19 protein-coding genes are annotated in these 25,615 nt (G+C 45.6%); 8 read left to right on the plus strand and 11 right to left on the minus strand.

Annotated features, from left to right (window positions below; translation table 11 throughout):
• Positions 1-30: 30 nt before the first annotated feature.
• From ACXAGV_RS09040 to ACXAGV_RS09065, 6 genes are all read right to left on the minus strand, one after another.
• Entirely contained in the window at positions 31-1,377 is a 1,347-nt protein-coding gene (locus tag ACXAGV_RS09040; RefSeq protein ID WP_474872969.1) for an AmpG family muropeptide MFS transporter, read from the minus strand.
• 70 nt (positions 1,378-1,447) lie between these two features.
• Positions 1,448-1,771, minus strand: a complete 324-nt coding sequence (locus ACXAGV_RS09045) for a hypothetical protein (protein ID WP_474873248.1) — start codon at positions 1,769-1,771, stop codon at positions 1,448-1,450.
• 142 nt (positions 1,772-1,913) lie between these two features.
• Positions 1,914-2,801 (minus strand): DUF3530 family protein, encoded by an 888-nt coding sequence (locus ACXAGV_RS09050; RefSeq protein ID WP_474872970.1) that lies wholly within the window; start codon positions 2,799-2,801, stop codon positions 1,914-1,916.
• 152 nt (positions 2,802-2,953) lie between these two features.
• Positions 2,954-3,670: a bifunctional tRNA pseudouridine(32) synthase/23S rRNA pseudouridine(746) synthase RluA gene (gene rluA, locus ACXAGV_RS09055; RefSeq protein WP_474872971.1), complete on the minus strand. Its 717-nt coding sequence runs from the start codon at positions 3,668-3,670 to the stop codon at positions 2,954-2,956.
• 49 nt (positions 3,671-3,719) lie between these two features.
• Positions 3,720-6,581, minus strand: coding sequence for an RNA polymerase-associated protein RapA (gene rapA, locus ACXAGV_RS09060; RefSeq protein ID WP_474872972.1), 2,862 nt, complete (start codon positions 6,579-6,581; stop codon positions 3,720-3,722).
• A gap of 88 nt (positions 6,582-6,669) precedes the next feature.
• Entirely contained in the window at positions 6,670-8,085 is a 1,416-nt protein-coding gene (locus tag ACXAGV_RS09065) for a gluzincin family metallopeptidase (RefSeq protein ID WP_474872973.1), read from the minus strand.
• Between the two features lie 519 nt (positions 8,086-8,604).
• Here ACXAGV_RS09065 and ACXAGV_RS09070 point away from each other — a divergent pair.
• Positions 8,605-10,002: a PhoH family protein gene (locus ACXAGV_RS09070; RefSeq protein WP_474872974.1), complete on the plus strand. Its 1,398-nt coding sequence runs from the start codon at positions 8,605-8,607 to the stop codon at positions 10,000-10,002.
• Between the two features lie 113 nt (positions 10,003-10,115).
• On the opposite strand, the gene ACXAGV_RS09075 is transcribed toward ACXAGV_RS09070, so the two are convergent.
• The 3 genes from ACXAGV_RS09075 to ACXAGV_RS09085 all read right to left on the minus strand — a co-directional run bounded on the left by ACXAGV_RS09075 (position 10,116) and on the right by ACXAGV_RS09085 (position 14,608).
• Complete coding sequence (locus tag ACXAGV_RS09075; RefSeq protein WP_474872975.1) at positions 10,116-11,144, minus strand: hypothetical protein; 1,029 nt, start codon at positions 11,142-11,144, stop codon at positions 10,116-10,118.
• 158 nt (positions 11,145-11,302) lie between these two features.
• Positions 11,303-12,688 carry a siroheme synthase CysG gene (cysG, locus tag ACXAGV_RS09080; RefSeq protein WP_474872976.1) on the minus strand — a complete coding sequence of 462 codons (1,386 nt, stop codon included), beginning with the start codon at positions 12,686-12,688 and terminating at the stop codon, positions 11,303-11,305.
• 129 nt (positions 12,689-12,817) lie between these two features.
• Positions 12,818-14,608 (minus strand): DEAD/DEAH box helicase, encoded by a 1,791-nt coding sequence (locus tag ACXAGV_RS09085; RefSeq protein ID WP_474872977.1) that lies wholly within the window; start codon positions 14,606-14,608, stop codon positions 12,818-12,820.
• Between the two features lie 305 nt (positions 14,609-14,913).
• Between ACXAGV_RS09085 and prsT the strand changes: the two genes are divergently transcribed.
• Positions 14,914-17,688 carry an XrtA/PEP-CTERM system TPR-repeat protein PrsT gene (gene prsT / locus ACXAGV_RS09090; RefSeq protein ID WP_474872978.1) on the plus strand — a complete coding sequence of 925 codons (2,775 nt, stop codon included), beginning with the start codon at positions 14,914-14,916 and terminating at the stop codon, positions 17,686-17,688.
• A gap of 186 nt (positions 17,689-17,874) precedes the next feature.
• Here the strand turns inward: prsT and ACXAGV_RS09095 are convergent, their stop codons facing one another.
• Positions 17,875-18,729, minus strand: a complete 855-nt coding sequence (locus tag ACXAGV_RS09095) for an ion transporter (protein ID WP_474872979.1) — start codon at positions 18,727-18,729, stop codon at positions 17,875-17,877.
• Between the two features lie 184 nt (positions 18,730-18,913).
• Here ACXAGV_RS09095 and ACXAGV_RS09100 point away from each other — a divergent pair, with 184 nt between their 5' ends.
• Positions 18,914-19,066 (plus strand): hypothetical protein, encoded by a 153-nt coding sequence (locus ACXAGV_RS09100; protein WP_474872980.1) that lies wholly within the window; start codon positions 18,914-18,916, stop codon positions 19,064-19,066.
• 187 nt (positions 19,067-19,253) lie between these two features.
• Here the strand turns inward: ACXAGV_RS09100 and tolC are convergent, their stop codons facing one another.
• Positions 19,254-20,651: an outer membrane channel protein TolC gene (gene tolC / locus ACXAGV_RS09105; RefSeq protein WP_474872981.1), complete on the minus strand. Its 1,398-nt coding sequence runs from the start codon at positions 20,649-20,651 to the stop codon at positions 19,254-19,256.
• 296 nt (positions 20,652-20,947) lie between these two features.
• Here tolC and nudF point away from each other — a divergent pair, with 296 nt between their 5' ends.
• The 5 genes from nudF (at position 20,948) to parE (ending at position 25,552) form a co-directional block, all read left to right on the plus strand.
• Complete coding sequence (nudF, locus tag ACXAGV_RS09110) at positions 20,948-21,574, plus strand: ADP-ribose diphosphatase (protein WP_474872982.1); 627 nt, start codon at positions 20,948-20,950, stop codon at positions 21,572-21,574.
• Positions 21,571-22,011, plus strand: coding sequence for a DUF1249 domain-containing protein (locus ACXAGV_RS09115; protein ID WP_474872983.1), 441 nt, complete (start codon positions 21,571-21,573; stop codon positions 22,009-22,011). Before nudF ends, ACXAGV_RS09115 begins: the two co-directional genes overlap by 4 nt.
• Positions 22,008-22,811, plus strand: coding sequence for a metallophosphoesterase family protein (locus ACXAGV_RS09120; RefSeq protein ID WP_474872984.1), 804 nt, complete (start codon positions 22,008-22,010; stop codon positions 22,809-22,811). Before ACXAGV_RS09115 ends, ACXAGV_RS09120 begins: the two co-directional genes overlap by 4 nt.
• 127 nt (positions 22,812-22,938) lie before the next feature.
• Entirely contained in the window at positions 22,939-23,520 is a 582-nt protein-coding gene (locus ACXAGV_RS09125) for a YqiA/YcfP family alpha/beta fold hydrolase (RefSeq protein ID WP_474872985.1), read from the plus strand.
• Between the two features lie 136 nt (positions 23,521-23,656).
• Positions 23,657-25,552, plus strand: coding sequence for a DNA topoisomerase IV subunit B (parE, locus tag ACXAGV_RS09130; RefSeq protein ID WP_474872986.1), 1,896 nt, complete (start codon positions 23,657-23,659; stop codon positions 25,550-25,552).
• The last annotated feature ends 63 nt before the right edge of the window (positions 25,553-25,615 follow it).

A 25,615-nucleotide genomic window follows, 5' to 3' on the forward strand; every position in this document is an offset into this window, starting at 1 on the left:
TGGAAGTAAAAAAAGAATAGAACCGTTTAACTATGACGTTTCAACGCGTTTAATGTGATGTCTAATAGCGTGTAAGAAGCAAAGGCTTGGTATTACCATAACCGCCGTTAAAATAAAAAATACACTCCAGTTTCCGCTCAGGCTATCCACAACCAAGCCACTGCTAGAGGCGACTAACGTCCTTCCCGCAACGCTGAGCGAGGCCATAAGGGCATATTGAGTGGCGCTAAAAGCACGATTACATAGAAGCGATATAAAGGCGACCATAGCTACCGTGCTCCATGCTCCTGTAAAACCGTCTACAATGACAGTTATGGCTAACAGTGATGTAGAAGGCCCCGTTTGTGCAATGAGCGCAAACAGAAGGTTTGAAGCCGCCATAGCAACACCCGCAATCATCAGCCCTCGATAAATACCATAACGGATATTAACTAGCCCACCTAGTAGTGAAAAGACGATCGTCACCCACCAGTTAAGAAGCTTTGAATAAGTAGCAATATCGGTATTTGAAAATCCGACCTCTTTGTAGAACACAATGCTCATACGGCCTAAAAAAGCCTCACCAATTTTGAAAAGGAAAATGAATAATAAAAATGAAGCTGCCAGCTTGATGCCATTTCGACTAAAGAACTCAGAAAATGGCGTAATGAGCGTTGTTCTTAACCAATTGAGCACCGCTGACTTATTTTCGTGGGTATTCGTTATGCGGCCAAGCAGGGCCTCTCTGTCTACATTGGGCTCATTGGCAAAGCAAGTCGCACAGGCCAATAACGCCATGATAGCACCCAGTAATAGGTATATGTTTGGCCATGACCAAGACGTTAGATCTGCTAAAAAAAAGGGTATAGCACCAAGGCCACCGTATCCTGTCCACCAACCGGCGGTCGCCATCGATGAGGCGGCTGACATACCGTCTTTATCATCTTGTTCAATACAGTCAATCCGAAAGCCATCAATAGCAATATCCTGTGTAGCAGAAGCAATGGCAATCAATAAGCCGATTAATGCAACGTAAAATAAATCATGGTCAGTGTTAAGTTGTGACATGGTCAAACAGAGCAAAACAACACAGCTTTGCATCAAAAAAATCCAGCCTCGTCGCTGACCTAATAGTGGGGGCTTGAGCTTGTCGACAAGAGGAGACCATAAAAAATTAAATGAGTAAGTGGCAAAGATAATGCCAAACAAACCAATAGCCGAACGCGATAACCCTTCATCCTTTAACCATGCTGATAATACCGACCCAATCATGATCCAAGGAAAGCCACTGGAAATGCCAAAAAGAAAAATGGTTAGGTAACGTTTGTCATTGAACGTTTTTAATGCAGTTAGCAATACTTCGACCTTCGGCGTTGACTCAAAAGTGTATTGAGCCATGAACCACGGTGTTTAGCAATAAAACTGTGAAGGCGGATTGGTATAATTACCGCGGTTAAGTAAGAGAGATTTAAGGGCGGATACCCACGCAGTCTAGAGGACAGTGCCCTAGGCCTTCAAGAAAATTGACGCAATTAGTAAGCTCATCAACAAGAAACTGGTCTTTCGTCAATTTTTCTTCATTCCAGTAATGCACTTGGTGAAGCAAATGCCAAAATACACGTTCTTTCTGTGTGTAAGGCTGTGTTAGCGTGCATTCAATTTGACCCCATTCTTCCATGCTATCCCAAAAGAATAGCTCGATCTCCTCGACCGGAAGCTCTCCTTGCCAAAATGCTCTCAAATAGAAACACAGCTGTTTCGCTTTGTTATCTACAAAATTCTGAACATCCACGAGTAACTCAACCATCTTTGTTTGCTTAAATTAGTATAGTTCATTACATGATTACCATTGACAGTATTGACCCACTGTTCGCTCTGTTGCGGGTAGGTAACTGTTTTGGGTACTAATTTAGCGTAATCTCAAGATGACGTAATTACCAGCCTAGATGCCGTGTCCAGCCTACAGTGCTATTTGCAACCATTTGAATGTTAGGTGTTTTTTCAATTTTTTTTATACTAAAGGTTAAAGAATTATTTGGAATTGTAACTTGCCTGTAGTGCAATTTAAGTTCATTTTTTGCTCTAACTTTCCTTTTCATTGCTGTGCTAGTCTCCCAGTCATTAAAGTTGCTGAGGGATAGGTCGAGCACTGGAAAGCTCGCTTTCGCTATAGTGTCAATGACTAAGTTGTTTGTATTTTCCTCTGGCCAAAACGGCGAAATGGCAACAAAAGTGTCAGGCTGTAAGCTAGGTATTGTCTCTATGGAAGACAGGTAAGCGGTAGCAAGCATCCCCTGTGCGATCACCATGCGATATCCTGATCTATCTTGTAAATAATTATCTAAAGCACTGATTTGCAGCGTTAGTGCAGTCGTCGTCGATTCAAAGTTGAGGTACTGCGTCAGTTGGTTACTTCTAGGGTGAATGACTTGCGCTGTATCAGTTAATGGCGAGGCTCCTTCTGTCAATATTTCGCTGTCTTGTTCACCATTGGGTTTGACGGTGGTCGAGCTTATGGGCATGTTGAAAGGGCTTATAACGACATTCCAGCCTTTCTCTGCAAGCATATTTGCTAAGCGGTTTCCTTGTGCGAGGGTAAGGCTCGATGGAAAAGGCTCTGTGAGCACAATGGCAACCCCCAAGGGGAGAGGTGTTTTCGCCTCAACTTCAATAAGTGGCACTTCCATTTCGCCAACCATAAGCGCGTGTACTTCGCCTGGCAGATAAGCATTTTTTACATCCGTAAAAAAGTTGCAGTAAGCCTTTAAAGGCAATAGTGAAATCATAACTGCCAAGGTTATAAGGAGAGCGTGCCTTTTCATATAATGTGGTTTGCCTTTACCTATTACCTTGATACGGACAGAGCAGTCAGTATCAAATCAATTCATCAACCAAATCGTTCTAATAAGGTTATCGGCAATGCGCTTTAAAACTATAATGAGGTCGGTTGGTAAAGCGGCGTAACGCGAAAGTGTTACTCGACATTTTCAGCAAGCGGGTTGGGACGATACTGGCTAAAAGGGATAGTAGTTTGAAAGTGCAGCCAATGCCCAAGTGTCGGGTGCAAAAGACTCAAGCTTTCAGCATGAAGCTGTAAGCGGGCTGCCATGGATAGCGCCTCTTCATGGGCATAGAGTCTATCCCCTAAAATAGGGTGACCTAGAGCAAGCATATGCACGCGCAGTTGGTGAGAACGACCGGTAATGGGATAGAGGGCAACAAGAGAATAGGGTCGCTCTTCTTCATCCAGTGTGCACTCAATGACGTCAAAGTGCGTTACGGCTTTTTTACCGCGCTCGAAATCTACCATTTGCTTCGGTCTGTTCGGCCAGTCGCAAATAAGGGGTAAATTAACCTCTCCGCTGTCTTGTTCTACATGCCCATGAACTAGGGCGAAGTAACGTTTTTTAGTTTGCCGAAGTTCAAACTGTTTCGAGATATGGCGATGGCTGTCTTTATTGAGCGCCAGCACCAAAATACCCGAAGTCGCCATGTCTAAGCGATGTACTACTGTGGCGGTGGGATAAACACGGTTCACCCGGCTGATCAGCGAGTCGCGGTGTTCTAATGCTTTGCCCGGAACGCTCAATAGCCCGCTAGGTTTATGCGCAACCACCATGTCCTCATCTTGATACAAAATATCAAGATAAGGTGTCATCGGTGGGTTATAAACAAAACTTGGGTTCGCCATTATGTACTCGTTGCTTCACAGTCGCTCTTGAATGTTTAACCTTTCGAGGTTACGGGTTATTTACCACAATACGAATGGCGTCCAGCTGAACGTCTGCATCCTGAATAACTTTATCAAGGGCGTTCATTTGCGTTTCGATAAACTCAATTTCGCTGTCACGTACTGCTGGGTTACGCTTTTGAAGATCGCGTAAGCGCTGTATTTCTTCGTTAAGCGTGCTGTGCATACTGTTAAGTGCATCGTGTTGCTTTTGGTTCGCTTGTTGGTGGGCAAGCTTACGCGCCTTTTCAATGGCAAGCTCAAGCGGCTGTTGCAAGGCTTTTAGAAGCTGAGCCGAGATCTTACGTCCAATTTTACGCTTAACGTCGAAGCTCAATTCAGACGGGTTTCCTTGCGCATCTAAACACACTCGCACGGGCGTTTGAGGTAAGAAGCGGCCCAACTGAAGCGCTTTAGGCGCTTGCGCCTGCAGCACAAACAACGCCTCAACCCAATAAGCGCCTTTTGGCAGAGACGGCTCGGCAATGAAGCCCATGCTGCTCTTTCCGTGTACGTCGGTGAGTACTACGTCCATGGCGGTATGCACAAGTGGATGATCCCAACTTAAAAACTGCACGTTTTCTAGCGTGGTGGCAACACGGCGCTTGTAAGTAACCGTCATGCCTTCTGGGTCAAGACCTGGAAGCTGGCTCACCATCGATTCAGTTGGCATAAGAATAAAGCAGTCATTGCCTTTTTCGTCCTGCTGGACGCCGATAGCGTCAAATACACGGCCCATAAAGCGCGACAAATCTTGTTCGCTATCAAGGGTGATAATGTCTTCAAGCAGTTGCTCTACACGGCCTTCTCCAGAAGCATTAAGCTCAAGAAGTCGATCGCGACCGGCTTCAAGCTGTGCCACCAGCTGGCTATTTAGCGTAACACTCATGTTTACAAGCTCGTCACGGGCATTCATATCATTAGGGTGTAAGCAGGCACCAATAAGCAAAGGTTTAACGTCGTCAAACACACCAGAGCCGGTCGGACAGGTTTTCTCAAAGGCATTAAGCCCTTCGTGATACCAATCTAGTAAAACGTGCTGCGCGGTTTTCGCTAAATACGGCACGTGAATTTGTACGGTTTGGGTTTGGCCAATACGGTCAAGACGACCAATACGCTGTTCAAGCAGGTCTGGCGTAATGGGCAAGTCGAACAGAACCAAGTGGTGAGCGAACTGGAAGTTACGGCCTTCACTGCCAATTTCACTGCACAGTAGAATTTGAGCGCCGTCTTCTTCGTCAGCAAAGTAATGGGCGGCCTTATCACGCTCTACGATGCTCATGCCTTCGTGGAACACACTGTGGCGAATACCGGTTTGCGTGCGAATGACTTCGCCTAGTTCTTGTGCCGTACGAGCGCTTGCGCAAATAAGCAGAATCTTTTCTGGCTTAACGCTTTGCATAAAATCTAGCAGCCACTCAACGCGAGGGTCGTGCTTAGTCCAGCTATTAACAACACTTGCCATACGCTCAGGGTATAGTGAATAGGTTAGGTCGCCGCCGCTCACTGCCTCTGAATAAACCTCCGGCAAAGCCAATTCATATGCACTTAGTTTACGCTCCGGAAAGCCTTCGATATTGGCGCGACGGTTTCTAAACAGCATGCGACCTGTGCCGTGACAGTCGATAAGTTGATGCAGCAACGCATGACGATTTTCCGGCGCACTTAAATCACCCGCATGTTCCATTACGTCAGGCGCAAATTCTGCGAGTTTGCTGCGCTGTTTGTCGTTCGGCTCGGCGTCTGAAAGTAATGGCGCTACCGCATCGGCGAGCTGGCTGTATTTCGATTCTTCATCTAAGAAAGCGTCGTAACTATGAAAGCGAGCCGGGTCGAGTAGGCGTAAGCGTGCAAAGTGGCTTTCGTGACCAAGCTGATCAGGCGTTGCGGTAAGTAGCAATACGCCAGGTGTTTGATTCGCTAGTGCTTCAACACATAGGTATTCGGCAGAAGGAGCCTCACTTGACCACGCAAGGTGGTGGGCTTCATCGACAACCATTAAATCCCAACCTGCGGCTTGAATTTGTTGCTGGCGTTTTTCGCTCTTACTGAGAAAGTTGATACTGCAAAGTACCAACTGATCGCTTTCAAATGGGTTTACTGCGGCTGTGTCAGCTGTATCGTCATCTTCTAGACCTTCGCTCTCTTCTATCGCTTCGCAGCGACTCTCATCGTAAATGGCGAAGGGAAGATTTACACGGCGCAGCATTTCAACTAGCCATTGGTGCATGAGCGAGTCTGGAACCAAGATAAGCACGCGCTCTGCACGGCCTGTTTTAAGCTGCTGGTGAATAATTAACGCGGCTTCAATGGTTTTACCAAGCCCTACTTCATCAGCAAGCAATACGCGAGGCGCGTGTCTTCCGCCTACCTCTGACGCTATGTGTAGCTGGTGCGGGATAAGCGATATACGGGCACCGGCAAGGCCGATAGTACTTGAACGCAAATATTCGTATTGATGGTCTAGGGCGCGTTCACGTAAGTCGAACCATTTCGGATTGTCTAGTTGCTGACTAAACAGGCGCTTTTCAGGTTGGTTTAAGCGAATGTGGCTGTCTAGCATGGTTTCAGGTAAACGCACTTGGGCCTTGGTATCTTCACGAAGCCCGTGATATATAAATAAACCTTGGCTTTCTTCTTTTTCAGTAATGGTCATTTCCCAGCCATCTTGGCTTTTGACCGTTTCGCCAATTTCGAATATTAGTCGCGTAAGCGGCGCGTCCTGCTTTGTGTATTTTCGCGCTTCGCCTGTTGCCGGATACAACACTTCAACTGAGCGGAAATCGTTACCGATAACCACGCCCAGCCCCAGCTCTATTTCGGTGTTGCTTAACCAACGCTGACCAACTAAAAATTGACTATCTGAACTCATAAATCACCAACCTGTTTTTCGGGGGGCGGTATTGTACGCATTGCGTTGTGATAAGTCATTAATACTAGACCATTGGTTGTCATTTTTACTACATGGGCGAAGAGGGGATCTGATGCATCTGAAAAAGGTTTTCAATTCCTTGAATGGCTTTTGCTGCATCATCACTCGTTGCACTGTTGATGGCTTTTATAAGCTCAGGTGCATGGTATCGTTCTAACAAGTTTAAGAACGTCGCTGTGCCAGGCGGCATACCATTATTCACTGCTTTTTGAAGTCGCTTCCATACAGTGAACAGCGACTCCTCACCTAACGTTTTTTGTTGCACCACGCTATCGATGGCGCGGTGCATTATCATCCCGCATGAATAATAAAGATTGAAGTGCCCGTTTTTATAAGCACGAGCCAGCGTAGTCTGCGCCAGCCCTTCAGTACAGCGCTCGAAAGCGCGGGTCATTCGGCTTTCAACGTAGCTATTGGCGTCTTCGTAGAGGAAGTTCATGGCGATTGCCGCAAAGTAGTCGGCGTTGCCCTCGTGCAGCCAAGACTGCTCCTCGTTTTCTGATACACCTTCGGTACTGCCGGGCTGATATAAATGGGCGACTTCGTGAGCAAAGAACCAAAGTGTTTGGTTAACAAAGCTGCTGTTATCGGCCTGCTCATTTAAGTCTTGTCTGTTCCAATGCATAAATATCTGGTTAGGTAGTGTGCCGCCTTGTGTAGAGTGATCGTTTACGTTTGCATAAGAGGCAAGTAACATGGGCTTTTCGCCCTTAAGCGGATTAAGAGAATGGGAGAAAAACGCCATCATGTTGGGTATATCTTCTTCTAGCGAAGCTTTAATGTTTTCAGGAAGCCCGGGATCAATTAGGGCAACCACATCATCGGTAATAATTGGCTGTTGCCTACCCACATACACAACTCTTCCGTCATTGTTATCTGTCCACGACACGCTGCTTTTCACTACTTTGCCATTCAACACTATGTGCTCATCACTGGGAACATTGAGTATCAGGTGCCATTTATTATCTTCTTCAGTACAGGCATTAGCACAAGCAAACAGTCGCCCAGAGTGAAAGGCATTTCCACCATCAGAAAAAGGAGAAAATGGTGCGTAATCTTTACCCAAATGTTTATAGGTGGGCGTCAGTAAAAATGACACGGTAGAGAGGGGCTTGCCCGACTTCGAGCGTACAAGTTCTTGGTGTTTGACGTTATCAAAGACGATTTCTATGTCGTTGTCTTGCGCGAACCAACGTGTTGTTCTTGATGTATCTGGGTTTCTAACAAAAGCCAGCGTTTTGGCTGGCGTAGTTAATGTGTAAGTGACTACCCATTTTTCAGACTTATCAGCCGTGCTTTTCGCAACCTTGATTAGAATGGTAGAAGGGGAAAAATTATTGTGCGCTTGGCTATTCGCCCATGCAATTTCAACGTTAAAGCACGCTAGTAGCGCTAACGTCATGCTTATGGCTGTTTTTATTTTTGTGATGTTAAGCCAATTCATAGCTGCTCTTTCCCTGAGTGTTATTAATTTAAACGCATCCACTTTATTGGGGGGGGGCATTGGGTTAGCCCCCGTGTTTTATTCACCGCTTCAACAAGTACACCTTAGCGTATTTGGGTATTAAAAACGCAGTTAAAACTACGCTAACTGTCGTTAAAGTGTGAGCATTTGTTACGAACCAAGTATGCCAGTTTCTTCTTTTTATCAAAATTGGAGCGCTGTGCTATCTCATATAACGTGAAGGGACTGTTCGTCGCTTCTCACTTGCTCTAACGAAAAATAAAAAAGAAAAAACAGTGCTAAATCTGAAAAACTGGATTATGGTGGAATTAAGGGTTCGCTAATTTAACAAACGAACCTTTGAGGCAGAAAGAGTAGTACTGCTTCTCAGTCGACGCGAGTAGGGGAAGAAGTCCTGTTTCGAGCGGCATTCTCCTACAACCGTAACTGTAGCTTGTTAGCGCGTGCGTTCATAAATGAACAATACGTCTGACCTGGCTTTATTTACCGGAGTGAAGGATGCCAAAAAAAAATTCTACCGATACTAAGATTTACGTCCTCGATACCAATATCCTGCTGCACGAACCTCACGCTTTTCTCTCCTTTAAAGAACATGATGTTGTTATTCCAATGACCGTATTGGAAGAACTCGACTACATCAAAGACAGCAAAAAAGACGTGGCGCGTGATGCACGGGTATCCATTCGGGCTATGGAGGATTTACTCCACGACGCAACGCCAGAAGATATGCTAGCGGGTGTATCGATGGAAGGGTTAGGCGCGGGTCAAACGGCACCTACAGGGAGTCTATCTATATTTGCCGACCTTAATATGGTCGAAGCCCAGCAAGTTTTTACCAGCAATGAGAATGACAACCGCATCATTAACGTAGCGCTGCACTTGCAAAAGACGTTCGCGCCGCAAAAAGTGGTGTTGGTTACCAAAGACTTAAACATGCGCCTTAAAGCGAAAGGGGCAGGCCTCGCTCATGTTGAAGACTACCGCACCGATCAGCTAATTACTGACATCAAATATCTATCTCGCGGGTTTCATACCTTTGACGGTAATTTTTGGGACAGCGTAAAAAGCGTGGATAGCCGCAGCGAAGGGCGCGACACTATTCACACTATCCCCAAGTCTATGTTGCCAGAAGCGTATGTAAACGAGTTTTTGCTCGACGAAACTAAACAGTTTGCAGGTTTAGTAGAAGAGATCACCGACGATCATTTAGAGGTGTTGGATTTAGGTTATGAACGCTTGATGGGTCGTCACGCCTGGGGCATTACACCCAAAAATATAGGGCAGGCCATGGCGCTCCATGCGTTGCTAGACCCACATATTGATATGGTTATTCTCACAGGCCCTGCCGGTAGTGGTAAAACGCTACTTGCGTTAGCGGCAGCCCTTGAAATGGTGGTAGAGCGTAACATGTATGACAAAATCATTGTTACGCGAAGCACGCCGGAAATTGCTGAGTCCATCGGCTTCTTACCGGGAACGGAAGAAGAAAAAATGCTGCCTTGGTTGGCGGCTATTACCGACTCTTTGGAAGTACTTCACAAGCACGACGAAAATACCAAAGGTTCTATGAATTACATCATGGAAAAAGCCAACATTCAGTACAAGTCGGTGAACTTTATGCGAGGCCGAAGCATTCAAAATGCCATTGTGATTTTGGATGAATCACAAAACTTAACGGCGTCACAGCTTAAAACCATCATCACACGCTGCGGTGAAGGAACAAAGCTGATTGTAGGCGGTAACCTGGCACAAATAGACAGTAACTACTTAAGTGCTGTGACCTCCGGGCTTACTTACTTGGTTGAGAAGTTTAAAGACTTCTCGGGCAGTGCCACCATAAACCTAGACGGCGTGGTAAGAAGTCGTCTTGCGAGTTTTGCTGAAGAAAATCTCTAGCAATCAGCCTTTTCTAAGCATTTTAATTAAAGCGCCTTTATCGTAAAGGCGCTTTTTGTTTTCCTAACTGGTGAAGATATTCTTTCATTGCACTATGGGGGCATTAAATCCGATCATTCGACTGTTTCCACTTGATAGCGCCCGGTTACAATGTGGCGTTCGGTATCTTCAGATACTTGTCCAAACGGAATAAGCGCCGGTCCTGTTGGGTCGTAGAGTACATAGGTGTCACCGTCGTATTCTATGGTTCTGTCATCCTTCATGGGCGTCAAGGCAATGCCAAGCAGCGCATGATTAGGTAAAAATATCATAACCATTTTGGTTGACGGTAGAAATGCACGCACCATTGACGATGCCAATACTGCTTTACTATCGCAATCACCCAGGTTATGCAAAAGCACGTTTACAGGCGGCGCATAGCCAGACCCGTTACTCACTACTCTATCTTCTAAGGTGTCGTAAGGGATACTTTGAAGCCAGCTAAGAATTAGCGAGAAATAGGCCCTAGAGTCTGACTGTGAAGCCACTTTTTCATAAAACGCTTGTGATGCTGCTACTAAAGGCTTTACCGACTCAGCAACATATCGCACGTGGTCCGGTTTTACCGCCTTTTGATTAAACAAGGTTGTAAAGCGGGTAAAGTAATGGTCTCGCAAGTACTTATCGTACTCTTGCTGCTGAATAGCTTTTAATTTACTGAGTATTTCTTCAACTTTTGCTTCATCTGACCCTGTAACCTGGATATCAATTGACTCTCTTTTGGGCGTTATCTTCACACGCGCAACTTTCGGGTCTATTTTTTTTGCCTCTTCGGTTAATGCAACGATAATGTATCGCTGAGCAACCTTTGGTTTGTAGTTGGCTTGCCGTGAAGGGGCCTCTCTCAATGCGCTATTGGGTAGCTCAAAAGAAATAGTTTGTCGTGTGTTATCGTTATCTAGCCATTGGTAACTTAAACTAACCCCCGTGTCGGTTTTAGTTTTTTTGTACTTGAGTTGTTCGCTATAGGCAACACACGAAAAGAATATTCCTGAAATAAGTAAAAATACGCCGGCTAACCCATACCACCTCACTGGTTTTAAGGTATAAGGCGACTTAAAACTTGAAAAAGACAAATAACCGCTAAGGCTTTTTTTTAACAATGGAGTGCGCACCGTTTTTCACATATTCACAGTATGTTGAGTATGCGCGCCTGCGTGTAAAAAACAAGTTCATGCCTTAATCAAATCAGCAGGTGGCATGAATAGCACAATAGTTTGGACCAATTGGTTGGTGTGGAAAGTAAGGCGACTTACGTCGCCTATTCTAGAAACCAGTTTAACTCATCGTGAAGACTTACCACGCTACCCACAATAATCAGTGTAGGCGGCTGAAGCTGCGCTTCTTCCTGCTTGGCGACAATGTTCTCAAGGGTGCCTGTTAACACCTGTTGTTTTTCAGTAGTTGCGGACTGCACCAGCGCAATTGGCGTATTGGCATCAAGACCGTGTTCAATAAGCTTTTCGCAGATAATAGGCAAGCCTGTTAAACCCATATAAAACACAGCGGTTTGATTCTTCTGCGCAAGGGCTGGCCAGTTGAGGTCGATAGTGCCATTTTTTAGGTGACCGGTGGCAAATACCACAGACTGTGCGTGATCGCGATGAGTAAGTGGAATGCCTGCATAGCTAGACGCCCCGCTTGCTGCGGTAATGCCGGGAACCACTTGAAACTCAATACCATGCTGAATAAGGGTTTGAATTTCTTCTCCACCGCGACCAAATATGAATGGGTCGCCGCCTTTCAAGCGCACCACGCGATTACCTTTTTTCGCTTCATCAACCATTAGCTGATTAATATCGTCTTGAGGGAGCGTGTGATTGCTTTTGGCTTTCCCAACATAGATTTTCTCAGCGTCACGGCGTACAAGCTCAAGAATTTGCGGCGATACCAAGCGATCATAGACTACCACGTCGGCCTTTTGCATTAAGCGCAATGCACGAAAGGTAAGTAAGTCTGGATCGCCCGGTCCTGCTCCCACCAAATAGACTTGCCCTTCTACTTTTTTGTCTTCAGCAGCAGCTTGCAACGCTAAATCAAAGGCCTCATCAGCTTTTTGGTCTTGGCCTTTTTCAACCATTTCTGCAATGTCGCCGTCGAGCACGTCTTCCCAGAAGTAGCGTCTTGCAGTTACACCGTTAAGCGTCTGTTTGACTTTTTCGCGGAATTTTTCAGAGAACGCGCCTAATCGACTTAAATTGGCCGGCAGAACAGTCTCTAATTTTTGGCGCAAATAACGCAGCAGAACTGGCGCAACACCGCCACTACTCATAGCAATGATAATAGGGGAGCGGTCAACAATAGAAGGGGTAATAAACTGGCAAAGCGGCGTGTTATCTACCACATTAACCAACACTTTTTTAGCGCGCGCTAAGTCGTGAATATGTTGGTTCACATCGCCTTTGTCGGTGGCAATGAAGACCATATCTTTATGGGTGAGATCGCTATTTTCAAACTCGCGTTCAATGAGTGTCACTTTCTCATTGATCGATAATTGCTTAACCGTATCGCAAACCCAGGGCGCTACTACCGTAATGGTCGCAGGTGTCTTCATAATAAGCTCTAGCTTACGGGCTGCCACTTCACCGGCCCCAACAATAAGGACATTGAGTTTTCTAGCGTCTAGGAATAGCGGAAAGTAATCCATAAAGGTTTTCTTAGCTTTAAATACAAAAAAAGAACTGACACTATTTTGCGCCAATTCTTTTTAATTAGAAAACAACGAAAACAGCCTTTATATTACTATTGGTTATATAAAAGCTGAATGTGTTGCTATTTAGTTCTTACGCTTGCGGTCTCCGCGATTGCCTCGGTCTTCACGGTTGCCGCGAGGTGCTCTGTCGCCGCGATTACCACGGTCGCCACGACCTTCTCGCTTAGCTGGTGGCGTATCAGACCATTCGCGAATATTTAAACGCTGTCCAGCAACACGTGTGCCCTGTAGCGTATCGCGCGTTTCCTTAGGCATGCCGTCAGGAAGGTCAACCGTGCTGAAGTTGTCATAAATTTCGATAGCACCAATGTGTTTCGAGTTTATGTTTGCTTCGTTCGCAATAGCGCCTACGATATTGCCAGGCTTAGCGCCGTGAACATGACCTACTTCAATACGGAAGCGCTGCATGCCTTCTTCTGGCTTGCGGTTGCCACGTGGCACTCTTGGCTTTCTTTCGCGGCCATCACGACCATCGCGAGAGTTTCTATCACGATTATCGCGCGGAGGCTTGCTATTGATATCTGGTCGATCCGATTCTTTAAGAATTAACGGCTCATCACCTTGCGCAATCTTAAGTAACGCAGCCATGATAGTTTCAGGCGATGCTTCGTTTTCTTCCTTAATCATCTCAACAATAGGCATTAATGATTCAATGCTATCGTCTTGAGTAGCTTCGGCAACCGACTGTTTGAAACGGCTTAAGCGTGTCTCATTAATTTCGCTAATTGAAGGAATAGGCATTGCTTCAATAGGCTGCTTGGTAGTTTTCTCGATAGAGAACAACAAGCGCTTTTCGCGGTGAGAGATAAATAGGATTGCGTCACCTTGGCGACCTGCACGACCGGTACGACCAATACGGTGTACGTAAGACTCACTATCATACGGGATATCGTAGTTGATAACGTGGCTTACACGCTCAACGTCAAGACCACGGGCTACTACGTCAGTAGCAACAAGGATATCAATTTTACCCTGTTTAAGCTTTTCAACGGTGCGCTCACGGGCTGCCTGAGGAATATCACCGTTTAGCGGCTCTACATCATAACCACGCGCAGATAGTTTATCTGCTAATTCGACAGTAGCGGTTTTCGTACGTACGAAAATGATCATACCGTCGAACACTTCCACTTCCATGATGCGGGTTAGCGCTTCAAGTTTGTGGTGCGGTGCAATTTGGCAATAGCGCTGGCGAATAGTGCTAGCTGTACTTACCTTAGACGCAATTTTAACGTGCTTAGGGTCTTTTAAGTAACGCTGAGTAATTTTCTTAATTGGACCAGGCATAGTTGCCGAGAACAGCGCAGTTTGGCGCTCTTCTGGTGCATGGCTAAGAATAAGCTCTACATCATCAATAAAGCCCATGCGAAGCATTTCGTCTGCTTCGTCTAGCACTAAGAACTTAAGTTCGCTTAAGTCTAGCGTTTTGCGCTTTATATGGTCGATGATACGGCCTGGTGTACCCACAACCACTTGAACGCCGCGCTTAAGCTGGCGAATTTGGTTGTCGTACGACTGACCGCCGTATACTGGAAGTACTTTAATTTTTTGACTAAAGCTCGCATAAACCTGAAACGCCTCTGCAACCTGAATAGCTAGTTCACGGGTTGGGGCCAATACCAGTAATTGCGGCTTACGTTGCTCAGGATCGATATTTGCCAACATAGGCAGGGCAAACGCAGCGGTTTTTCCTGTCCCTGTCTGTGCCTGACCGAGTAAATCGTGTCCTTCAAGAATAAGAGGAATACTCTCAGCCTGAATAGGAGACGGTTTCTCGTAGCCAACTTTTTCAAGGGCTTGTAAGATTGGTTCTGGTAAATTGAGGTCTTTAAATGTCATGTCGACAGTTGTTGTCATTAAGGGTCCTGGTGCATTAAGTAAGGAGGGTGCGGCATACGACTAAACCGTACTTTTTCGGTTTATTATCGCAAGACGCTATACAGCGTTGAACTGGCCTGTCCGGCGAGTTAATGAAGCGTATTCTTAGCGTATTTCGCGATATGCTTGCCAGCAGTGTTGCAAAAAACAGTATTATATTCGAATAATGGACAGGTTGCCACGAAATTGCACAAATTCGATGAAATAATAAGCAGTTTAGTCAGTGCTTTTGACAAAGAGCAGGAATGTGACGATAAAAATCTGAGGAAGGGCAAGGAATTACAATGACAAAGTATAGAACTAATAAATTAATTAAACGCACCACGTTAGCCGTTATGTTAACCAGTGCACTTTTGTCAGGGTGTAGCGAGAAGTCGATGGAAAGCCATTTGGCTGACGCGAGAAACTATGCCTCTCAACAGCAGCTTGATGCCGCCATCGTTGAATACAAAAACGCTATTCAAAAGGGCCCTAATGCGGCAGAACCTCGCTTCGAGCTAGGAAAACTGTACCTACAACAAAACAATTATGCGGCCGCAGAAAAAGAACTTAACAAGGCAATGGACTTAGGCCATCCCGTTAGCCAAGTTATTCCATTGTTATCTGTGGCCTATCAACAGTCAGGAGCGGAAAACGCCCTCGCTGAAGTGGATTATCGCGCAGAAGGAATGACCGCGGTTGAATCAGCAGAAGTGGGCTTTTATAAGCTCCAAGCTCTTATGCAACTTGGTAAAAACGAAGAGGCGCAAGCGCTTCTAGCCGATCTTTCTACCCTAGATACCAGTTCGGTTTACAAAGGCCTTATTGATAGTTACGCCTTTGTGCTAGAAAACGATATGGAAGGCGCATTAGCCGCAACAGAAGCCTTGCGTGAGCAAGCGCCAACCAACAAAGACGTATTGCAACAGCTTGCCAAAATTTACCTGCAAAATGGCGAACCTGAAAAAGCCGCAGAGGTATACGGGGTTTATGTTAGCCAGTTTCCAGATGACGTTACCAGTAAATTTGCGTATGCCGCGCTTCTTATTGAAATAAGAGATCTAGATAAAGCTCAGCCTATTGTCGATGATTTGTTGGTGCTAAACGAGAACCATCCGCTCCTAAATACTTTCAAAGGCATTATTGAGTCAGCCAACGAAAATTACGCGAAAGCCCTTGAACACTTGGAAATTGCCGTTCAAAACGGTAGGAGCGATCAGGTTGTGCGTCTGGTTGCGGGGTTTAGTGCGTATCAAATTCAAGACTTCGAAGCGGCCCAGCGCCACTTAACCATGGTGGCGTCTGGCTTGCCTGATAATCACCCTGGCCTTCGAATGCTAGCAGACAGCATGCTTCAACTAGGTGAAAACGATGAGGCGCTTGAAGTGTTAGCAAGAGTCGAAGGCGAGCAGGGGGTTGATGCGGCCCTGTTTTCGAAAGCCAGTTATCAGTTGCTAAGAGAAGGCAACGTTGTTGGTGCTCAGCAAATGGTAGAAAAATCAGAAGGTGTTAGCACTACCGCCGAAGACTTATCGCGTTTAGGTGTTTTACAGCTTTCATTAAATGATATCGATGGTTTAGTAAATCTTGAACAAGCGGTTGAGCAAGCGCCTGAGTCTGTCACTTCACAAGCAACCCTACTGCGCGCCTACATAGCGACTAACCAACTCGATAAGGCGAAAAGTGCGGCACAAGAGTGGCATGAGGCTTCACCACAGACTGCGGCGCCCCTGATTTATTTGGGGAACATTGCAACGGCAGAAGGCGCATATCAAGAAGCGGCACAATACTTTGACAAAGCGAGTGTGCTCGATGATGCGGGTAATGAGATCACGTATTCTAGAACTAAGCTTCTTGTTGCAGAAGGCAAAAAAGACAATGCGGAAGCGTTTATTCGTGCCTTCATAGACGAGAATCCTTCTGATGTTCAAGCGCTAGCGTTGTGGTTTGCACTAGCGATGGAAAAGGGAAATGCAGATGCTGTAATTAATCATGCACAGACACAATTTGATGCGAACAAGAGCGACGTAAACCTACGTCTTTTACTAGCAAGAATGTACTCGCTTAATAACCAGCTTGATAAAACTGTTTCATTGTTGAGAGCTGTTGAAGGTGACGAGTCATCACCTCAGGCTTTTTGGAGCTTAAAAGGTCAGGCACTTATTGCGAGCAATAATGTTAGCGACGCAACGGCTTTCTTTGATCGCTGGTTATCATTTTATCCACAAGATAAAAATGCGGTGTTGGGCAAGCTGCTTATTGTCGACTCACAAAAGCAATTCAAGCAAGGTCTAGGGTTAACAAACAAAGTGCTCTCTAAGCGCCCTGACGCCCAACTAACGCTGTTGAAAGCGTATTTTCATAGCCGTCTTGGTCAGTCAAAACCGGCATGGGAGATCATCAACAATGTCTCTGACGAGGTTAAGGCATTGCCGTTCGTAAGGGGCGTTATTGCGCGTTTACACCTTATCGATAAAGCGCCAGAGCAAGCCGTTGACCACGCGAAAGCAGCTTATGATGCTACATCAAACTCAGACAATGCTTTGCTACTTGTTGCCGCTCTTGAAATGTCAGGTAAAAAGGAGCAAGCGTTTAGTTTTCTACAAAAGCACGTAACTACGCACAATAACGACGTTCAAAGTGCAATGTTGTTAGCTGAGCGTCAAATAGGAAAAGATAGAGCCGCAGCCATTGATACCTACGAGCTTATACTTACTAAAACGCCTGATAATTTTGTAGTGCTGAACAACCTGGCTTATTTAGCCTTTGAAGATAAAGACCTGAAGCGAGCTGAAGAACTAGCGAAAAAAGCGGTATCGCTGCAACGTGAAAATGCTGATGCTGTAGACACATTAGCGCAGATTTATATCGCTAAAGGTGAGAAAGAAGAAGCGCTAACCCTGTATGAGCAAATATCAACAGGCCCCATTGCTAGCGATGAAGTGTATTTAAACCACGTGGCGTTATTGCTTGAACTTGATAAAAAAGCGTTAGCAAAGCGACGCCTAGCAAGCAGAGAGTTTACCTCTGAAGCGGCAAAGCAAAGAGTCGAAAGCCTCAAGCAGCAATATGGAGTGTAATGCAAGTTCAGCGAGCTAGCGGGCGCGCTTTATTGCATTACAAAAGCTCGATATAAACGAAGGCCACTCAATGTGGCCTTCGGTTTATTCTCGTTTTAGTTTCTGTGCCAAGAGCATGGTAATACTCAACTGCCGATATGTTAACGTGCGGCATGTATTACCGTTTCTATATAGCTGCAAAGCCCGTTAGTCAGCTTTGGTGAGGTATTCATTGTTGCCTTGCGATGAAACTTGGGCTTTCAGCTCGCGCAGCTCTTTTAAAACATCATGCAAGGTAGGCTCTATGTGGCCTTGTGCAATTTGCTCTTCAAGTAAGGCGGCTTCTTTTTCTGCTCTTGCCTTTTCGTTTTCTCTTTCCATCACATTTACCACAATGCCAATGACCATGTTGAGAAAGGCAAACGCGGTGAAGAAGATAAAGGTTAAGTAGAAAATCCAGCTTAATGAGTACACCTCTTGGGTTTCGTACATCACATCTGTCCAATCTTCAAAGGTCATGATCCTAAAGAGTGTCAGCATAGAGATAGTAATATCGCCCCACAGCACAGGGTTAATATTTTCAAACAATGTGCTGCCTACCGCCGCGTATATATAGAAGATGATAAACATCAGCAGCATAACATAGCCTAGCTGAGGCAAAGCCTTTACTAAAGAAACAAGTAATATTCTAAGCTCAGGGATGATTGAAATCATACGAAGTACGCGGAAAACCCTAACTAATCGCGCTATTAGTGCGAGTTCAGTATCGTCTGCCGGTATAAGACTGATAATTACAATGAGAGTGTCGAACCAGTTCCAAAAGCTTTTGAAAAAATAGCGCTTTCGCTTTTCCGCTAAAAATCGAATGGTAATTTCAGTTAAGAAAAACGCGCTGATAAACCAGTCTAGAAATAAAGTGACCGACGACATACCAGCAGGAAGCTCATAGGTCTTAGCACCAACAAGGAGCGCTGAAATAACGATAACGCTGATAACAAAGGCTTCAAACCATTTATTCGCTCTTATGCGCTCAAATTTATTTTGTAGTTCAGAGGCTTGCATTTTTATTTATCACTCAAGGAAAAAACAATAGGCCAAGAGGCTTGTCGTAGACCAACTTGGCGTTATACTAAAGTCGTTGAACGCACACTTTATGCGCTAAAATGTAGGGGCAAATAGGCAAGTTTAAAGCCATTAACCCAGCAAAAATATCACCAATGTTTCAGACAATGTAAAGGGCAAAATCATGGATGATGAGTTACAACTGTTGCAAGAGAAGTTACACGCTGTTTCAGCGCGTTTATCTAACTTTGTAATGACTAAACAAAATGCTGAAGCCTTATGTGCAGAATATCGACAGTTGCTGGGCGCCTTACAAAAATTCTCTTGCGCCAAATAGTCATTCGCTTCAATGCTAACAAAGATTTATCATACCTTCCTGCATTTCCACGCTTCGCTAGGAAACTTGTCAGGGCCTTCTGAGTGGGCAATTACCTAGGCGAACTGGTATTAGGCACAAAAAAGGGCAGCCAGTAGCCACCCTTCCGATATGGTGTTTAAACGCTGGTCTTGCGCTGCATCAAAACCTATTCGTTGCTACTCTTCTCTACAGGTTTAAGGCCGCGGTTGATCATAGCCACATCTTCACCTGTAAGGGTTCCAGCCGCTTGCTTAAGCGTAATGACAGACTGAATAAAGTCGTAGCGTGCGCCCGCAAGGTTACGACGTGCGTCAAACAAGTTACGGGTGCTGTCCAATACGTCAACAATAGTACGTGTACCGACATCAAAGCCCGCTTCTGTGGCTTTAAGTGCGCTATCTGCAGACACCACTGACTGCTCAAGAGCACGAATAGTAGAGATAGACGCTTTTACGTTATTAAACGAGCTACGAACTGACTGTACCGTTTGACGATATGTCTGCTCTGCCGCTTGGCTGGCCGCTACGTAGTTGTACTTCGCTTGCGACGTTTGCGCGCTTATGCTACCGCCTTGATAGATTGGAACGTTCAGCGTAATGCCAATTGATTGGTTATCCAAGTACGGCGTTTCATACCCAAACGGTGTGGTAGAGCCGTCGTCATTTAATATTTCAGCATCAACATCATCTTTCGAGCGACCGTAGCTGCCAGACAGTGATAATGTTGGCAAGTGACCAGAGCGTGCAATAGCAATATCTTCTTTTGCAACGTCCATGGCCAAACGATCAACGAGTAGCGCAAGGTTTTTATCCTGGGCGGTCTCTAGCCAGCTGTCTACCGTTTCTGGTACCGGCATGGTCGCAGAGAAGTTTTCAGTATTTAAACCGAACAGACGGTCGTGGTACTTGCCGGTAATAACGCGAAGTGCTTCAAGGGCAAACTCAAGCTGGTTTTTCGCTTGGATTTCCTGAGCTACTGTACTGTCGTAGTTCGCTTGTGCTTCATGTACGTCGGTGATCGCCGTTAAGCCCACCTCGAAACGCTGGCGTGTCTGCTCAAGCTGTCGCTCAATAGCGCGCTTCTCTGACCCAACGAACTCTACATTGTCACGAGCGCGTAATACGTCAAAGTAGGCAGTCACAGTACGTACAATAACGTCCTGCATACTTGCTGCAAGTTGTGCATCGCTTTGCTCAGCTACTTTCTCTGCGCGGTCTAGACCCAACCAGTTTGCGTGGTCGTATAAAGACATTGAAAGTGATAAACCGTAGTTAAGCGTGTCTACTTCAGTATCTGTTGTGAATACTTGAAGGCCGTTGTCACCAGCCGCTTGTTGGAAGCGTTCTGATTCAGATTGGGTGTAACCCACAGAGCCAGAGATTTGAGGTAGTAGGCTTGCGCGGCTAAGACTGATTCCTTCGAACGCAGCATCACGTTGCGCTTTCGCTTGGTTTACCAATGGATCGTTCGCCAGTGCTTGTTGATATACCTGCATTAGGTCATCGGCTAGCGCACCAGTTGTCATCGAAACACCGATAACTAGCGACAGAAGTGTTCGTTTCATGCTTACGTCTTCCTGTTGTGTTCAAGTTGCGTCGTCGTTTATTCGTTGAGACGACTTATTAAAACCAAGTGTATGAAAATTCAACCACAAACCGAAAGTCCAAACTCGTAACAGTATTCGATTAACTGTAACAGAATATGTGATCTACCCACGCAATTATTATAGTAATAGACGACTTGTAATATGAGTTTTCTGTTATTTGCTCACACGCCGTATCGCAATTTTCATGCGTATACATGGTTGGTGTGTAAATGTACTATGTATGATAAATCTATTTGAACCATAAGTGTCAGCAAATGAGCAAGGAATTCCTTTCATTTACCTCAAATGACGTCGAAATCACCGACATTAAGCCAGTGTATCGTGGTTTCTTTACCATGAATCAGTATCAATTTAAGCACAAGTGTTTTAATGGAGAATGGAGCGACACGGTCACGCGAGAAATATTTGAACGCGGTCACGCGGTGGGAGTCTTACCCTACGACCCCGTTCTCCAAGAGTTCGTGCTAATTGAGCAGGTAAGAATTGGGGCGTTAGCCACATCTTCAAGCCCTTGGCTAATAGAAATTATCGCGGGCATGATCGACAAAGGAGAAACACCGGAGTCTGTATGCCATAGAGAGTCGATGGAAGAGGCAGGTATTACCCTAGATAAATTAACCAAAGCGCTGAGTTATTTATCGAGCCCGGGCGGCACGACCGAAAGATTACACATTTTTATAGCAAAGACTGATGCTAGTAAAGCGCAAGGCATTCACGGCCTGGAAAGCGAGTCTGAAGACATTAAAGTACACCGAATAAAAGAAAACACCGCCCTTGAATGGTTGGAAAATGGCCATATTGACAACGCCGCAGCGGTAATTGCGCTACAATGGTTCTTTATGCACAAAACACAACTTCTGGAGCAATGGCAGACATCGTGACACAACGCAATCAACGAAAATACATCCCTCATCTTCCGTCAATGCAGGCGCTTTGCGAACTGAACTATGCTTATGTTCTTAGAATGCTACCTGATTGCGATACAGAAGACTTGAGTTATGAATTTTCCGTTGGCATGGGGTTGGCCTATGAGATTAGGATAGTGGAGTCTGCTCGCTACACCAGCACGTTAAGCATTAAGCAAACCACTAAAGATATGCCTTCATATTTAACGCCCAGCATGACGGTGCGCTTATATCACGATGCGCGTATGGCAGAGGTTATCAATAGCCAAAATACGGGAGCACTTGAACCGTCGTACGAGTATCCGAATTTAAAAATGCGCCAGCGTAACGAAAAGCACATGGTGAATATCTTTTTAGCTGAATGGCTAAACTTCTGTTTGCAACATTCCTCAAACGTTACTTCTGAAGCGTGATCACACTCATTCAGCTAAGTGATTGCCACTTACTAAAAGACAAAGATAAGACGGAATATGCGGGCATCGCGCCCTATGATTCACTAGCACGCGTGCTTTCTGATATCCAAAATTACATTGTTCAAGAAGTTGCCAGTGAGCCCCAGCAGAGAGCAAAGCACCAAGTAGTCGTGCTGGTTACTGGAGATATTAGCGGCGATAATTCCCCTGAGAGCTACCAGCATTTTATTGCATTGATGGAGCAACATATTGAGCCAGCAAATATAGAATGGTTTGTGCTGGCGGGAAACCATGACAATAATCCGTACTTCGAAAAGTACTTTGGCAGTCGGCACTTACAAAGCAATGACTCGTTAAGCTTGTGCAATTGGCTAATACACGGCATGGATACCCGCGCTACAAGTAATATGCATACGGCAGCGGGGGAAGTAAAAGAAGGCGATATACAGGCGCTAGAGCAATCGTTAGCTACGTCGCCGCAGACAAACCATCTTATTGCGCTTCATCATCACATATTGCCTTCAAACAGTTGGATGGATAAGCACTCTTTGGTTGATGCTCAGCGGTTAGTATCGCTTACAGATGAATATCCGCAGATAAAAGCCATCGTACACGGACACGTACATTCGCCGTTGCGCCAGCAGATAGGAACGAACAATACGCCTTCTTACGGCAGCCCTTCTACGTGTTGGCAGTGGGAAATGCGGCCCGAGTTTGGTGTTAGCAATGAAACGCCAGGGTATCAAGTGATGAATTTAATGGATGACGGTACGGTAAACGTTACCGTTGTTAGGGTTTAGCTCAGTCGAGCTTTGCTTCGGAGGATGCGCTAGGCGCGTTTGGCGTTAAAAACCGTTTCATACTTGCATCGAGTTTAGCGCAAACAAAGAAACAAGAAAGAACAGAGAACACAGAATAGAGAAAAACATGCAGCACATTTTATATCTTCACGGCTTTCTAAGTTCGCCGAAATCTATTAAGGCGCAAGCCACTAAAGCGTATTTTGAGCAGCATCACTCACACGTTACCTTACACATTCCTGAGCTGTCTAATTTTCCTAGTAAAGTGGAAGACCAGCTAATTTCCCTTATTAAGAACACACCGGCATTACTTGAAAACGGGCTGAAACTTATTGGTAGTTCAATGGGGGGCTATCTCTCTACGTTTTTGCTTGAAAAGTTTGGTGGTAAAGCGGTGTTAATCAATCCCGCTGTTCGTCCCTACGAGCTATTGCAAGGGTTTATCGGTACCCATGAAAACCCTTACAGCAAAGAGAAGTTTGAAATAGTAGAAAGCGATATGGGGGTAATCCAAGCGTTAGAAGCTGCCTCAATTAAAACGCCAGGCAATTACAAAGTGCTGCTTCAGACCGAGGATGAAACACTGGATTACCGCTTAGCGGCTGAAAAGTACGCACAAAGTCATTTGGTTATTGAAGAAGGTGGCGATCACAGCTTTGTAGGTTATGAAAATCACTTACCTGCTATTGCCGAGTTTTTGCTGAAATAAGCGCATTGCCAGTCTTTACTCGCCCTGCTAACATCAATCCTATGCTGTGCGGCGCTATGCTTGCTGAAGTTACTATAGCTAACCTTAGTGCCGCGTACCTCTTTCTTTGTCGCTGGCTTAAATAACAACCATAACTATGTCAAATCAATACAATTCAGATGCTATCGAGGTTTTAAACGGCCTTGACCCCGTAAAACGCCGCCCTGGTATGTATACCGACACTACCCGCCCAAATCACTTGGGTCAGGAAGTCATCGATAACAGTGTGGATGAAGCGCTTGCTGGGCACGCCTCTAACATCAAAGTAATTTTGCATGAAGACCAATCGTTAGAAGTTATCGACGATGGTCGTGGTATGCCGGTAGATATCCACCCTGAAGAAGGGATATCAGGCGTAGAGCTTATTCTATGTAAGCTTCACGCAGGTGGTAAATTTTCAAATAAAAACTATGCCTTCTCTGGTGGTCTTCACGGGGTGGGGATCTCGGTAGTTAACGCGCTTTCAACTCGCGTAGAAGTAACTATTCGACGAGACAGTAACGTATACCAAATTGCCTTTGAAAACGGCGAAAAAGTCGAAGACTTACAAGTTATTGATACCTGCGGTAAGCGCAATACAGGAACCCGTGTTCACTTCTGGCCTGACCCGCAATATTTCGACTCGGCAAAATTCTCAGCCAGTCGACTTGTGCACAACTTGCGCGCTAAAGCGGTATTAAGCCCGGGTCTGCGCATTCGTTTCGACAACAAGATCACCAAAGAAAGCCAAGAGTGGTATTACGAAGACGGTCTTAAAGACTATCTCTACCAAGCGGTAGAAGAGTTTGAAACCTTGCCGTCTGACACGCCATTTGTAGGTGCATTCAGTGGCAACACAGAAGCCGCCGATTGGGCTGTAATGTGGTTGCCTGAAGGTGGTGATTTAGTAACGGAAAGCTACGTTAACCTTATTCCTACAGCGCAAGGCGGTACACACGTTAACGGGCTGCGCCAAGGCTTACTAGAGTCCATGCGCGAATTTTGCGAATTTAGAAACTTAATGCCTCGTGGCGTTAAGTTATCGCCAGATGACATTTGGGACCGCTGTGCCTATATCCTGTCGACTAAGATGCAGGACCCGCAGTTTGCCGGGCAGACTAAAGAACGCCTGTCTTCACGTCAGGCCAGTGCGTTTGTGTCAGGAGTGGTGAAAGACGCATTCAGCCTTTGGTTAAATCAGCATACGGAAATTGCTGAGGCCCTTGCTGAGATGTGTATCAACAATGCACAGCGCCGCCTTCGTCAAACCAAAAAGGTTGCCCGTAAAAAGGTCACTCAAGGGCCTGCACTACCAGGCAAACTGACCGACTGCTCATCACAAGATATTTCGTACTCTGAACTGTTTTTAGTAGAGGGGGACTCGGCGGGTGGCTCGGCCAAGCAAGCGCGAGACCGAGAGTTTCAGGCAATTATGCCGCTGCGCGGTAAAATCCTGAATAGCTGGGAAGTTGACTCTTCTCAGGTACTGGCATCACAGGAAATTCACGATATTTCAGTTGCGCTGGGTATCGACCCAGACTCGACGGACCTATCTGGTTTGCGCTACGGTAAAATTTGTATTCTTGCCGATGCTGACTCCGATGGGCTACACATTGCAACCTTGCTATGTGCGCTCTTTGTACGTCACTTCAGAACCTTAGTTGAACAAGGTCATGTGTATGTCGCTATGCCGCCGCTATTTAGAATAGATGTAGGCAAAGAGGTGTATTACGCGCTAGATGAAGGCGAGAAGCAGGGCATTCTTGACCGAATTGAAGCGGAAAAGAAACGCGGTAAAGTCAACGTACAGCGCTTTAAAGGCTTGGGTGAAATGAACCCGCTACAGCTTCGCGAAACAACCATGGACCCGAACACCCGTCGCCTTGTTCAGCTGACCATTGAAGACGCGGAAGAAATGATGGAGTTGATGGACATGTTGCTTGCTAAGAAGCGTTCTGGCGACCGTAAAACATGGCTTGAAAGCAAAGGTAATATGGCCGAAGTGGCGTTGTAGCTTGCAGAAACGCGCCGCTTTTGTGCTTATTTATAGAAGCTTGTATCGATAACGCTGTTCAAA

The sequence above is a fragment of the Alteromonas sp. ABH4_453 genome (assembly GCF_056160665.1).